The following is a 12278-nucleotide window of genomic DNA, read 5'->3' on the forward strand; positions in this document are numbered from 1 at the left end:
ACCAAAGAGATAGGGGCACCCAACGCCGACGTGCCCGTGCTAAAGACGGGAAACTGCTGATCAGAGCCTATCTCGTGAGCACTCGATGATGTTCACCGCGAGGCCGCGCGCGGTCTCCCTGTACTTCACCTTCAAGTCGGCGGGGTCAGACGCGAAGGACATCCGCACCTGGCTCAACCAGCTCCGCACGACCTGCCAGTGCTGTGCCCAGGGGCCGGACACTGAACGGAAGGCATGCTGCGCGGTCGGCGAGTGCTGCCACAACCGGCTGTCTCCCTCGACCGACCTACGTGTACTCGGTCCTCAAGTCGGCGTTGGAACACGCTGTCCGCGAAGACGAGCTGCCCCGCAACGTCGCCCGCAACGTCAAGACCACCACGCACCAGTCCAGGCGTTTCCGTCCGCTCACTGCGGCAGAAGCCCGTCAGTTCCTCGACGCGGCCCGCGCCGATCGGCTCCACGCGCTGTACGAACTCGCCCTGCGCACCGGCCTCCGCAAGGGTGAACTCCTCGGCCTCCACTGGGAAGACCTCGACCTCACCACCGGAACGGCCAGCATCCGCCACTCGCTCCAGCGAACTCGCACCGGCGGCCTCACCCACCTGCCCACCAAGACCCGGGCGTCTGAGCGTCGCATCGCCCTCCCCGCCGAATGCCTCCTCTCCCTCAAGGAGCACAAGGGACGGCAGGACGAGGAACGCGAAACGGCAGGATCAGCCTGGAGAAACAGCAGCCTCGTCTTCACCACGCCAACCGGACGGCCTCTCGCCCCTGCCAACCTCACACGCCGCTTCCACAGCTTCTTCGGCCGGACCGGACTCCGACGCATCCGCTTCCACGACCTCCGCCACTCAACCGCCACCCTGCTCCTGGAACAGGGAGTCGAACTCGTCGTCATCAAGGAACTCCTCGGCCACGCCCACATCGGCGTCACCGCCACCGTCTACGCCCACGTCCGACTCCGCCTCCAGCGCGACGCCATCGACACCCTCAGCACCGCGCTCGGCAGCTTGGAGATCTGCTGGTCCGTTGAAGTGCGTGGGCGTCTGTGGTTGTGCGGGGTTGTTGCCGTCAGCTACTGCCGTCAGGCGGTTCAGCCCAGGTAGGGCGTCGCGCGCTGTTCCAGGAAGTGCTGGAGCCTGAGCCGTTGGGTGTGGTGCATCGGCAACTGCTCGATCTCTTCCGGCGGTATGAAACGAAGTTCGGTGGACTCGTCGGAGATTGCCAGTCGGCCGCCGGTGATGCGGGCGGTGAAGCAGACGTTGAACTGGCGGCGGACCTCGCCGTCGGTGTAGGCGATGATGTGTTTCGGGTCGGTGTAGGTGCCGACCAAACCGGTGATCTCGACGTCGAGGCCGGTTTCTTCCTTGACTTCGCGGACGGCCGTGCCTGGCAGGGAGTCGGTGAGGTCCATGCCTCCGCCGGGCAGGGCCCACAGGTCGTTGTCGCGTCGGCGCTGGAGGAGGATGCGGCCGTGGTCGTCGGTGACGACGGCGGAGGCGGCGACGACCATGCTGTTCGGCTTGGGCGCGTTCGGGTCGTCGTAGAACTCGGTGCGGGCCACGGTCAGCCTTCCTCTCGTACGGGGGTTGCCGTCGCCCACACCGCGTCGAAGCTCTCGGCGTAGGTGTCGAACATGCCGCCTGTCTCGTGTCGGCGAAGGTGCCATACGGGGGCGGCGTACGCGTTGACGCCCCAGACATGGGCGTTGACGAGTTGCTGATCGTCGGCGCAGTAGAGGGTGGTGCTGTGGGTGCGGACTTCGATGCCGGGGGTGCCGGTGAGCGGCTTGTAGTGCATGAGTGCGAGGCGGCAGCGGGATTCGATGCCGTGGCCGAACCGCTCCTCCTGGCCGCGGGCTTGTGCGTTGTCGCTGGCTGCGTCCCCGATCGCGATGCGGACGGTGCAGCCGTGGGCGGCGCGTTCGGTGAGGAGTTCGTTCAGCCGCGGGTACGCCTCGTGGAGGAAGACGGCCGCGTGGACGAGGATGTCGATCCGTTCCCGGGCCTGGGCCATCAGGTCGGTGAACGCCGAGACGGGGATGTCGGCCCGCTGCTGGTAGAGCGCGACCAGTTCGGGGCTGATGGCGCGGGCGGGGCGGGCCTGGCGGAGTGCCGGCCAGAGTGCGTGCACGTCTTCTCCCAGGGCTTTGGCCGCCTGGAGGGCGGTGGCACGACGTGGGGTGCGCCCGAGGTTTACCCAGCGCTCGACCGACTTGGGGTCGATCTCGACCTGCTGGGCGAGTGCGGCGTACGTCCAACCTCCCGCCGCCATGACGGCTCGTAGTCTCTCGTTCGGCACGAGTCTCCCCTTTCGTCGCGGGACGGCACCAGGGACGTTCTACACGGCGCGGGACGTCCCGAAGTGGGTTTGGGGGGAGGTTCCTTCGTCCCGGTGACCGGCGTGAGGATCGGTGCCGACCCTGCGGCACCAACAGGCCCAGGGGCACGCATCAACGCCGCCGAGGAGCGTCACCGTGCGAATGAGCGCCACCCCATGTGCTCCCGCCCTGCGACTGCACGCCCGGTCGCGGACCGCCTCGCCAGGGTGGTCACGATGACGGCCCCCACCCCAGATGCCGACGGGCACACCGTCTCGCCCGATGCCGACGCCCTGGTGGTCGACCGGCGGAGCGGCAAGATGGGCGTGGTGACGGGGCACGTGGGGCCGTACATGCAGCTTCGGCCACCGCGCGGTGGCCGGGAGTGGGACGTACCGCCCGAGGACGTTCGCCCGCCGACCCAGGCCGAGGAGTTGAGCGCGAAGGTGGCCGTGGCCAACCGGAGGTGGGGACGGTGACCCCTCGCCCGGTCCTGCGCTACGAGACCTGGACGGTCCAGCCCGACCGCGAACCGGACGCGGAGCCAGTCCTGTACGCGATGCAGTGCGCCGTGGACGGAGAGACCTCACCGACAAGCGAGGACTTCGCCGAACCGCAAAACTGGGTGCTGCGGCACTGCGGCCAGAACCCGTCCCACCACACCTACCGGGAGACCATCACCCGCCCCTGGCGGACCTGGCGCCAGACGTGACCCGCCCCGCTCGCCCAGGCGCCGCACCACGCTGACCCACCCGACTCCCGTACCTGCCGGGCGCAACCGTTCGAGGCTCCCCCGTCCTCGTCAGCCCCGGCAGGGGCGGGGCCCACGTGCGTGGTGTGCTCATGGCTGTGAGGCTCTGGCCTCTGCCACAGAAAGTCAGCCACGACGGTGGGCACGCCGACCGATCATCCGTCACGGGTGTCTAGCCCAGCCCAGCCCCGCACCGGCATCAGCCCCGTTGTCTCCATCGTCACGGCCCCAAGCCAGGCAGCAACCATGGTCCCCGGGACGGCGCGAGCCCGCCGGGCGGCCTCTCAGGTGCCCGGCCAGTTTTCTGCTGAGCGTTCGGACCGTGGCTTCCGACGGGTGGCCCGGCGAACGCTTTCGGGCTCTGCGCGCCGAGGGGCCGGTGGCCGTCGCCAGCGGGGCGGCAGACAGGAGCGGGCGGCGGTCACCGACCGCCGGCGGGCAGCGGCCCGCGTCAGCGGGACGCCCTTGATCGAGTAAAGAAGTTCTGAACAGCTCCGCTCGCACGGTCAGATGACAACCGGCTGCCTCAGAGGTACTCGACGGACGGACCTCGCCTACCTTGACAAAGCCAGCACAGCATCGTGGCCCCCTGATCGACGCAGAAGGCCCCGGCGCCCTCACGGCTCAGACAGCGGGGCAGGCGCGGCGCCTTGCCACACCTGCCCCCTCGACGTTGCCGTCACCGACTGCCGTCAAAGGTCCCTCAAGACCCATCTGCTAGCCGGGTTTTCATCCCCTGCGACCAAACGGCCAGCCATCACTCCGATCCGGCAGTAGCGAATTCGATGAAATAGCCGATCACCCTCTCCAGCGAGCCTGGATCACATGCTGCAACAAACTCGAATCCGTCGCTCTTTATCGACACCCAAGACCCGTCAGCGCATTGATCTTCCCTCTCGCACATGCGACCGTAAAGAGCGGTTCGGGTCAGGTCGACAGAGAGGATCCATCCAGGATTATCGGTTGTTTCGATTCGAATGCCGTATGAGTGCTCCCAGTCTCCGTCACAGGCTGCTGCGTACCACTGCTGGAGAACCTTCAAGTTCGAGGTCATGGGTTTCTTCTAGGGATTTCCCAGGGTTCCGCAGGAATTGCTGATCCATCCGGAAGGTTTACGTGCGGGGTCGGAATTCTCGTCTTAGTCTGCTTGTCGTAGTGAGGTTTGCCCTTTACATCGACTCGTTTCGTCGGAATAAACGGCCTCGGATCCCGGGAGTCCGACGGCCGATCATAGGATTCATAGTGGTCGATCTCCCCAGTCGTTCCGTCGCGACGAAACGACGTGTGGGGCCCTTCCGCGTCTGGATGCGGACACAGATTCCCGCGAGAATTGTGGACCAGCACCGGCGTATCGCCCGCCAGCACATAGTACGTGTGCTACGCGGACCCCTCTACCTGCTTTTTCGCAGGTCAAGTGCGGTTTGCCGGTCCGGTGACGTGCGTGGGTGTCCGTGGTTGTGCGGGGTTGTTGCCGTCGCTACTGCCGTCAGGCGGTTCAGCCCAGGTACGGCTTCTCGCGGTGTTCCAGGAAGTGCTGGAGCCTGAGTCGTTGGGTGTGGTGCATCGGCAACTGCTCGATCTCTTCCGGCGGCACGACCCGGAGTTCCGTGGACTCGTCGGAGATCTCCAGCTGGCCGCCAGTGATGCGGGCGGTGAAGCAGACGTTGAACTGGCGCCGGACCTCGCCGTCGGTGTAGGCGATGATGTGCTTCGGGTCGGTGTAGGTGCCGACCAAACCGGTGATCTCGACGTCGAGGCCAGTCTCTTCCTTGACCTCGCGGACGGCCGTGCCTGGCAGGGAGTCGGCGAGGTCCATGCCACCGAACCCGTACGCCTGACCCGCCACACCGCCACCGTCGACACGGCGACGGGTGAGGTCCTGCGCTCCTGCACCTCCTCCACCGAACCGACGCGCAGCCTGCTCACCACGTGCGGCAACCGCCGCGCCTCCCGCTGCCCGGCCCGCTCCCGCCTCTACACCGCTGACGCCTACCACCTCATCCGCACCGGCCTCTCCGGCGGCAAGACCGTCCCCGACAAGTTCCGCACCCACCCCCGCGTCTTCGCCACCCTCACCCCGCCGTCCTTCGGCCCCGTCCACAACCGCCTCACCACCCCCGGCGGCGACATCCGCCCCTGCCGCTGCCGCAAGCTCCACGACCCCACGGACGCCTTGATCGGGACACCGCTCAACCCCGGGGCGTGCGACTACGAGGGCGCGGTCCTGTTCAACGCCCATGCCTCCACCCTGTGGGCCCGCTTCACCACCTACTTGCGCCGCGAGATCGCCGCCGGGCTCGGCATGACTCAGAAGGCTGCCCATGAGGTCCTGCGGGTCTCTTTCGTGAAGGTCGCCGAGTACCAGCAGCGCGGCCTGGTCCACTTCCACGCCGTCATCCGGTTCGACGGCCTCGACGGTAACACCACACCCCCGCCCACGTCGGCCACCGTCGCCGTGCTCACCGACGCCATCCGGGCCGCAGCCCTCCGGGTCCGGGTGGCCGTCGCGTCGGACGCGATCGGGGAGCGCGAACTCAACTGGGGAACACAGCTCGACGTGCGCAGATCGCCGCCTTCGGCACCGACGCCGAACTGACCGACCAGGCCGTTGCCGCCTACGTGGCCAAGTACGCCACCAAGTCCGCCGACGCCTCCGGCACCCTCGACCGCGCCCTGTTCTGCCGCCCCTGCCAGGGACGCGGCGCCACCCTCCTGCCTCACGGAACGCCCCTCCAGTGCACCGCCTGTGGCGGCACCGGGCAGGCCCGCCCGCTGCCACGCCTCGCCGTCGCACGTCACGTGCGGCAGATGATTCGCACCTGCTGGGAGCTGGGAAAGCGCCCGGAGTTCGCCGACCTCAAGCTCTGGAAGTGGGCGCACATGCTCGGCTTCCGCGGCCACTTCTCCACCAAGTCCCGCCGCTACTCCACCACCCTCGGTGCCCTGCGCGCCGCCCGCCGTGCCTGGCGTACCGAACAGGCGCGCGCCCGCGCCGGCCTGCCCGAGTCCGACCCGACGACAACTCTCGTCGTTGGCCACTGGGACTACCTCGGCTCGGGCTACAGCCCCGGCGCCGCACTCCTCGCCTCCCACGTGTGGCACAGCAAGGAGCTCGAACGGCAGTTCGCGGCCGAAAGGGGCTGTTGATGGCCTCGCCCCCGCTCGCAGTCCTCCACACGGAAGGGGCGCGGGTGCTGGAGTTGCTGACGGTGCCCCAGGTCATGGCCCGCCTCCAGCTCGGCCGCTCCGCCGTCTACGACCTGCTCCGCTCCGGCCAGCGAACCTCGATCACCCTCGGCCGCGCCCGCCGCATCCCCACCCACGCCCTCACCGACTTCATCCGCACCCGCCTTGAACAGGAAGCCGCCTGATGACCACACCCCGGGACACCCCCGCCTCCCGCCGCACACGCGCCAACGGGGACGGCACCGTCCACCAGCGAAAAGACGGCCGCTGGGAAGCCGCCGGATACGTCCTCGCCCCCGGCAACACCCGCCGCCGCATCCGCGTCTACGGCACCACTCGCAAGGAAGCGTTGACGAAGCTCACCGAGAAGATCGCCGCCAGCAACAAGGGCGTCCCGGCACCGTCCGCGCAGGGCAGCGTGGCCGCGTACCTGACGTACTGACTGGAGACCGTCGCCGTCCACCGGCTCCGCGAGACCTCCCACACCCGCTACACCGGCTGCGTCCGCCTTTACCTACTCCCCGGACTGGGACGGAAGAAGCTCGCCAAACTCGCGGCCAAGGACGTCCGCACCTGGCTCGACCAGCTCCGCGCCACCTGCCAGTGCTGCGCACGCGGCCTCGACACCAAGCGCGACCAGCCCCAGTGCTGCGCGGCCGGGAAGTGCTGCCGCAAGCGTCTCTCCCCTCTGCCCCTGGCCGACGTGCACTCCGTGCTCAAGTCGGCCCTGGAGCACGCGGTACGCGAGGAGGAGATCCCGCGCAACGTCGCCCGGAACGTCCGCATCGGCACGCCTCGGCCCCGCCGCTTCGAACCCCTCACCGCCGACGAAGCGCGCCAGTTCCTTGCCGTCGCGCGCGGACACCGGCTGCACGCCCTGTTCAAACTCGCTCTCCACACCGGCCTCCGCAAGGGCGAACTCCTCGGCCTGCGCTGGGAAGACCTCGACCTCGCCGACGGAACCGCCAGCATCCGCCACACCCTCCAGCGCACCAACTCCAGTGGCCTGACCGCACTCCCGACCAAGACGCAGAGTTCCGAACGTCGTATCGCCCTGCCGACGCAGTGCCTGCGCTCCCTCGAACAGCACCGCGCCCGGCAACGCCAGAAGCGCGAAACGGCAGGGGCGGGCTGAAAGGCAAGCGGCTACGTCTTCACCCGGACCGACGGCTCCCCGATCGAGGGCGCCACCCTCACCCGACACTTCAACACCCTGCTCCGCCGGGCCACCCTCCGCCGCATCCGCTTCCACGACCTCCGCCAATCGGCGGCCACGCTCCTCCTGGAACAGGGCGTCGAACTCGTCGTCATCAAAGAGCTCCTCGGCCACGCCCACATCGGTGTGACCGCCACCGTGTACGCACACGTCCGCCTCCGCCTCCAGCGCGACACCATCGACCTCCTCGGCAACGCCCTCCGCACCCCTGCCGAGCCCGCCACGCGGCCCGACGACAGTGACGAACCGCCACTTTGTGCAGCCCCGTCCGCTGACGTTGCCGTCAACTACTGCCGTCAAGACGGCAAAACGCCCCGCCGGAAACGAATCCGGCGGGGCATCCGCGTCATTGGGGAAACCTGCCGCCCTACGGCGCTCGACGGGCACCAAATTATGGCCAGCAGTAGCCCAAAGCACTGGGACCGACCTCAGCAACAGCACCTGAGTACGAAAGGGGCGCGCATCTCATATTATCCGACGTCACTTCGCGTGAAGAAATCTCGCCATCCCACGGATAGGAGCTCCCATGTCCCTTCTGTCGAGACCAGATGCTTCCAGATGGACGAGAATATCTGCACTCTCACGACGATCAGGGAATAGGCGCATGTATTCTCGAGCGCATGCATCCAGGGAGTTGAATGTATAGTCCTCGATTTCCAGATCCGTAGGACCGACTCCAGAAGTCCTGCCGGGCCCAGCAGGGGTCGCCAAAATGACCGCCGGCGCATCATCCCCCACGGTATTAAATAGGACCTGTGCAACTCCGGGCTCTGGCATGCCGCCATACCATTCGTGAGCCAGGGGCCACCACACCACAGCGGCATCGCAGCCGATCCATGTCTCCGAGACTGAACCGACCCTGAATTCGAGACCCGGAACGCCCGTCAACTTCTCCCTGCACTCATCGATGATCCTCTTGGTGGATGATGCAATTACGTATCTCACGGGCATCCCATCGATGTACTCATACTCGGTAGGATCCGCGGCCTCCCCAGCTTTGCCACCACATCATCCTCGAGCGCAACGCCACCATCGACGACATCGGAAGTGTGAGGCATGTTCGCGAGATCTGGAATATCGGCCTTATTTATGACAGTACGAGTCATTGTGTATGGTCCGTCTTTCTCTCCTCGAGCAGCATACGCGCGCCGCGCGTACTCAGCTGCCCCCTCCTCCGTGAACGAGAACCATTTGGCACCCATAGGACTCCTATAAGCGCGCGTGCTGTAAATTTCAGACAGTTCACCCGGAAGGACCGCACGCCACAAGTGCATTTGACCAGGGCCAATGTCCTGATTGTGAACCAGGACCGGCGTCGTACCGGCCAGGACATAGTAGGTGTGGATGTCTGCGACGGTCAGGTTGTGGACCGTGGATTGCTGGGTCCAGCGGGTGATCGCGGTGATCTGGACGTAGGTGCCGGCGCTGGTGCGGAGCCACTGGCCGGGGTGGAGGTCGGTGGCGTCGATCCACTCGTCGAGTTCGGGGACCCAGAAGGGGTGGCCGTCGGTGGCTGTGACCGAGGCCGTTCGGTCGCCCTGCTTGCCGTCGGTGTCCAGGGTGACCTGGACCAGGTTCTTGGTGCCCTTGCCCTTGATCTCGGCGGTGACGGTCTCGGTTCTGGTTTTGCCCGATTCGGGGTCGGTCGCCACGACCTTGTCCCCGATGTCGATGTCCTTGATGGCTTTGGTGGTGCCGTCGGCCATCAGGACTTTCGTTTCGGCGGTGAAGCTGTTGCAGCCGTCGTCGACCGCACCCGCCAGCTTCTCGGCCTTCTTGTCGAACTTCAGCCAGGACGTGAAGTTCTTGATGAGCTTGTCGACCAGACCCGCTATGCGTTTGCCGAGTGCTACGGCCTTCTTCCACTTCCACGGCATGCCGTACTTCGCGGCGAGTTTCCCGAGGATGCCGCCGACGAAGCTGCTCGCCACATTGAGGAAGGTCGCCCCGCAGGCGCCGAGACTGCCGGTGGTGAAGCAGTCCAGCGCATCGGTGAGGCCCAGTTCGTCGGCGAGGATGCCCGCGAGTTCCTTGGCCGCGGCCTGTGCCCGGATCTTCGCCGCGTCGGCCTTGGCCCGTGCCTGGTCGTACGTCTTCTTGGCCGGGGTCCGGTAGTCCCAGTCCCTGCCCTGGGTCGGAGCGACGGTGACGAAACGGAGCGGGTCCCCGGCGACCTGGCCCGTGCCGCCGATGGGGTAGCCGATGCCGCACAGGTCCGCGGGGCAGAGGGCCGGTCGGATCGGAGTAGGTGACCGGATTGTTGTTGCTGTACGCGTAGCCGTTCATCTGCTGCGGGTCGGTCACGTCGATGACCGGGTCGGCCGAGATGAACCGGCCGTTCTCGGGCTCGTACTCGCGCGCGCCGAGGTGGGTGAAGCCTGTCGACGTGTCAGCCGGCTTGCCGAGGAAGCCCTTGTCGTCCACCCAGGGACTGGACGTACCGCGCTCGTTGCCGAACGGATCCATCCTGCGGCGCACCGTCGCGCCGGTCATGGCGTCGACGGCGACCGACATCGTTCCGTGCCGGTCACCGGCGAGGAACTTCACGCCCCCGGTGGTGCGCATCGCGACCGTCCGGCCCGCGAAGGAGTAGTAGCGGGTGGCCTCGACCTTCTTCGTGGCGGTGTCGAGACTCAGCTCCATACCCGGCAGATAGAGGGTTGTCCGTCCTGCCTCTTTGCGCAGCAGCCGTTCACCGACGGCGTCGTAGGCGAAGGAAGCCGTGACACCGCCGGTGGTCGAGGTGTCCAGACGCCCCTCGGCGTTCCAGGTCATGTCCTGGGTCGTACCGTTCCGGACGCTCTGCCGCGCGTTGCCGGAAGGGTCGTAGGTATAGGTGTCCTGCGCGTGGACCGCCGGATTGCCGCCGCCCGCCGCTACGTCCCGCACCATTCTGCTCAGGGTGTGCGGACCGCCGTCATCGGCTTCACCCGGTGTGCCGTTCAGGTCGGCGTCACCGTAGGTGTAGGTGCGGACGGTCTCGGGACTGCCGCCGGCCGCGTGCAGGGTCTGCTGCTTGCGGTTGCCCGCGGTGTCGTAGGTGAAGGAGTGCCAGTACGGGGCGGGTCCCCCGATGGTGGCCGGAGCCGGGTCGGCGGCGCAGGCGGTGTTCGTCCTGCCCGTGCCGACCGATCCGTCGGAGGAGTTGGACGTCGCCCAGGCAGTGTCCAGTCTGCGCTGCCAGTCATAGGTGAAGCACTGGACATCCGCCTGGCCACCGGTCGGTACATCCGCGATGGTGGTGACGTTGCCCGACGCGTCATAGGTGTAGCGGGCTTCCGACGTGACCTCGGCGACACTCTCGACCTCGGTCCGCGACTGGGTGAGCCGCTCGGTACCGCGCTCGTACTCGTACGACAGCCATGTCTTTCTGGAGCCGGACGCCCCCGTGGACAGTTCGAGCTGCTGGAGTTGCGACGTCGGCGAGTAGGCCGCCTTGGTGACGTAGCTGCCCGAAGTCCCGCCGAGTGTCGTTCTGAGTGGGCGGTTCGTAAGGTGATGTCCTTTTCTGGCTGAGGTGGGAGCAAGGACGCTGGTGGAGGTTCGGTCGGCTATTGCTTTCGAGCGAAGTTGCCGGTGTCGGCCTCGGTGAGGATGCCGAGTTTGACCAGGCGTTTCAGTTTGGCGCGGGTGCCTTCGACGTTCTTCGGCAGCAGTTCGTGGCCGAGGGCTTCGCAGACGTCCTTGGCCCGTAGCGGCCCGGTCGTGTGGTTGAAGGCGGCAAGGATGCGGGGGTAGTCCGGATGCTCGGGCAGGTCCGGCGCGACGGCCGGGAGCCGGTCGGCAAGGCTGGTGACGGTCTTGCGGGTGATCGCGAGGTGCTCCAGGTGCATCTCGGCCTCCCGCAACCGGGTCTGCAGGCCGTCGATCTGCGCACGAAGGTCGTCGGCCAGGGCCCGGGCGGCGTCTTCCTGCAGGTCCAGGGCATCGAGCAGGGGCCGGAGGTTCACGCCGCCACCGCCGCCGTCTCGCGCCAGGTGGGGGCGTTCGCGCCGGTGAGGCGCCGGGTCATGACGTGGGTCATCGCCCAGTAGACGCGGGAGACGGAGGAGGACGGGCGGTGCTCGTAGTCGCGGACCAGGCGCCGGTGCAGTATCAGGATCCCGTAGGTCTGCTCGACCCTCCACCGCTTCGGCTGCGGCACGAACCCCTTGACCTGCGGGTTGCGTTGGACGATCTCGACGTCGATCCCCAGGCCGGCGCCGTGCGCGACGACCTGGTTCTTGAAGCCCTGGTCGACCAGGGCTTTGCGGACACTTCCGCCGGCGTGCTCGGCGACCTGGTCCAGCAGGAGATTTCCGCGGCGTTGTCGTGGGTGTTCGCAGCGAGGACGACGACCGCGATGACCAGGCCGAGGACGTCCACGGCAAGGCCCCGCTTGCGGCCGGGCACCCGCTTGGCCGGATCATGGCCACTCGTGGAGACGGGGACCCCGGCGGCCACATGGACACTCTGGGTGTCCAGCACCACCAAGGTCGGGTCCTCTAATCGTCGGGCGCGTTCGCGGACCTGGCAGCGCAGGAGTTCATGGATGACCTGGTCGGTCCCGTCGTCCCGCCAGGCGGCGAAGTAGTAGTACGTCGCGCTCTTCTGCGGCAGGTCGTGCGGGAGATAGGCCCACTGGCAGCCGGTCCGCCCCTGGTAGAGGATCGCGTTCACGATCTCCCGCATGTCGTACGCGCCCTGGTGGCCGCTGACCGAGCGGTGCCGGCCCTTCCACGCGGTGATCACCGGCTCGATCAACGACCACTGCTCGTCCGATAAGTCACTCGGATACGGCTTGCGTTCACTCACCCGAACACATC

12 protein-coding genes and 6 pseudogenes are annotated in these 12278 nt (G+C 67.2%); 9 read left to right on the forward strand and 9 right to left on the reverse strand.

Annotated elements, in window-relative coordinates; all coding sequences use genetic code 11:
• Positions 1-139: 139 nt before the first annotated feature.
• Positions 140-1106 (forward strand): annotated as a pseudogene (locus tag OG214_RS33480) (tyrosine-type recombinase/integrase); the annotation flags it as partial.
• Here OG214_RS33480 and OG214_RS33485 read toward each other — a convergent pair.
• Together OG214_RS33485 and OG214_RS33490 are read right to left on the reverse strand one after the other, a co-directional pair.
• On the reverse strand, positions 1094-1564 hold the full coding sequence (locus tag OG214_RS33485) for an NUDIX domain-containing protein (protein ID WP_363086134.1): 471 nt from the start codon (positions 1562-1564) through the stop codon (positions 1094-1096). The pseudogene OG214_RS33480 and the gene OG214_RS33485 overlap by 13 nt on opposite strands.
• Before the next feature lie 2 nt (positions 1565-1566).
• A complete protein-coding gene (locus tag OG214_RS33490) occupies positions 1567-2274 on the reverse strand; it encodes an XRE family transcriptional regulator (RefSeq protein ID WP_405987682.1) in 708 nt (235 codons plus the stop codon).
• A 273-nt stretch (positions 2275-2547) separates the two neighbouring features.
• Here OG214_RS33490 and OG214_RS33495 point away from each other — a divergent pair, with 273 nt between their 5' ends.
• Together OG214_RS33495 and OG214_RS33500 are read left to right on the forward strand one after the other, a co-directional pair.
• A complete protein-coding gene (locus OG214_RS33495; RefSeq protein ID WP_363086288.1) occupies positions 2548-2799 on the forward strand; it encodes a hypothetical protein in 252 nt (83 codons plus the stop codon).
• A complete protein-coding gene (locus OG214_RS33500) occupies positions 2787-3032 on the forward strand; it encodes a hypothetical protein (RefSeq protein WP_405986832.1) in 246 nt (81 codons plus the stop codon). Before OG214_RS33495 ends, OG214_RS33500 begins: the two co-directional genes overlap by 13 nt.
• Positions 3033-3828: 796 nt before the next feature.
• On the opposite strand, the gene OG214_RS33505 is transcribed toward OG214_RS33500, so the two are convergent.
• Together OG214_RS33505 and OG214_RS33510 are read right to left on the reverse strand one after the other, a co-directional pair.
• Entirely contained in the window at positions 3829-4125 is a 297-nt protein-coding gene (locus OG214_RS33505; RefSeq protein WP_363086290.1) for an immunity 53 family protein, read from the reverse strand.
• 441 nt (positions 4126-4566) lie between these two features.
• A pseudogene (locus OG214_RS33510) lies at positions 4567-4893 on the reverse strand (NUDIX hydrolase); the annotation flags it as partial.
• Here OG214_RS33510 and OG214_RS33515 point away from each other — a divergent pair.
• The 3 genes and pseudogenes from OG214_RS33515 to OG214_RS33525 form a co-directional block, all read left to right on the forward strand.
• A pseudogene (locus OG214_RS33515) lies at positions 4777-6218 on the forward strand (replication initiator). The pseudogenes OG214_RS33510 and OG214_RS33515 sit on opposite strands and share 117 nt — an antisense overlap.
• Positions 6218-6442, forward strand: coding sequence for a helix-turn-helix domain-containing protein (locus OG214_RS33520; protein ID WP_405986833.1), 225 nt, complete (start codon positions 6218-6220; stop codon positions 6440-6442). Before OG214_RS33515 ends, OG214_RS33520 begins: the two are co-directional and overlap by 1 nt.
• A pseudogene (locus tag OG214_RS33525) lies at positions 6442-7734 on the forward strand (tyrosine-type recombinase/integrase); the annotation flags it as partial. The gene OG214_RS33520 and the pseudogene OG214_RS33525, both read left to right, overlap by 1 nt.
• A 219-nt stretch (positions 7735-7953) precedes the next feature.
• Here OG214_RS33525 and OG214_RS33530 read toward each other — a convergent pair.
• The 3 genes and pseudogenes from OG214_RS33530 to OG214_RS33540 all read right to left on the reverse strand — a co-directional run.
• Positions 7954-8424: a hypothetical protein gene (locus OG214_RS33530; RefSeq protein ID WP_363082820.1), complete on the reverse strand. Its 471-nt coding sequence runs from the start codon at positions 8422-8424 to the stop codon at positions 7954-7956.
• The gene (locus OG214_RS33535) at positions 8415-9404 is read right to left on the reverse strand and encodes a polymorphic toxin-type HINT domain-containing protein (protein ID WP_405986834.1); all 990 of its coding nucleotides are present in this window, start codon (positions 9402-9404) and stop codon (positions 8415-8417) included. The genes OG214_RS33530 and OG214_RS33535 overlap by 10 nt, the downstream gene beginning before the upstream one ends.
• 358 nt (positions 9405-9762) lie before the next feature.
• A pseudogene (locus OG214_RS33540) lies at positions 9763-9966 on the reverse strand (RHS repeat-associated core domain-containing protein); the annotation flags it as partial.
• Here OG214_RS33540 and OG214_RS33545 point away from each other — a divergent pair.
• The 3 genes from OG214_RS33545 (at position 9887) to OG214_RS33555 (ending at position 10903) form a co-directional block, all read left to right on the forward strand.
• Positions 9887-10066 carry a hypothetical protein gene (locus OG214_RS33545; protein ID WP_405986835.1) on the forward strand — a complete coding sequence of 60 codons (180 nt, stop codon included), beginning with the start codon at positions 9887-9889 and terminating at the stop codon, positions 10064-10066. The pseudogene OG214_RS33540 and the gene OG214_RS33545 overlap by 80 nt on opposite strands.
• Positions 10067-10513: 447 nt before the next feature.
• Positions 10514-10663: a hypothetical protein gene (locus tag OG214_RS33550; protein ID WP_405986836.1), complete on the forward strand. Its 150-nt coding sequence runs from the start codon at positions 10514-10516 to the stop codon at positions 10661-10663.
• Positions 10664-10756: 93 nt separating this feature from the next.
• Positions 10757-10903, forward strand: a complete 147-nt coding sequence (locus OG214_RS33555; protein WP_405986837.1) for a hypothetical protein — start codon at positions 10757-10759, stop codon at positions 10901-10903.
• A gap of 121 nt (positions 10904-11024) precedes the next feature.
• On the opposite strand, the gene OG214_RS33560 is transcribed toward OG214_RS33555, so the two are convergent.
• The gene (locus OG214_RS33560; protein WP_331746043.1) at positions 11025-11423 is read right to left on the reverse strand and encodes a hypothetical protein; all 399 of its coding nucleotides are present in this window, start codon (positions 11421-11423) and stop codon (positions 11025-11027) included.
• A pseudogene (locus tag OG214_RS33565) lies at positions 11420-12267 on the reverse strand (IS5 family transposase). Before OG214_RS33565 ends, OG214_RS33560 begins: the two are co-directional and overlap by 4 nt.
• Between the last annotated feature and the right edge of the window lie 11 nt (positions 12268-12278).

Source organism: Streptomyces sp. NBC_00872 (genome assembly GCF_045161915.1).
Taxonomy (GTDB): Bacteria; Actinomycetota; Actinomycetes; order Streptomycetales; family Streptomycetaceae; genus Streptomyces.

Excerpts from the sequence above, each read along its gene's own strand:
- OG214_RS33490 (WP_405987682.1), bottom strand. The coding sequence starts at position 2,274 with ATGGCGGCGGGAGGTTGGACGTACGCCGCACTCGCCCAGCAGGTCGAG.
- OG214_RS33505 (WP_363086290.1), bottom strand. The coding sequence starts at position 4,125 with ATGACCTCGAACTTGAAGGTTCTCCAGCAGTGGTACGCAGCAGCCTGT.
- OG214_RS33520 (WP_405986833.1), top strand. The coding sequence starts at position 6,218 with ATGGCCTCGCCCCCGCTCGCAGTCCTCCACACGGAAGGGGCGCGGGTG.
- OG214_RS33530 (WP_363082820.1), bottom strand. The coding sequence starts at position 8,424 with ATGCCCGTGAGATACGTAATTGCATCATCCACCAAGAGGATCATCGAT.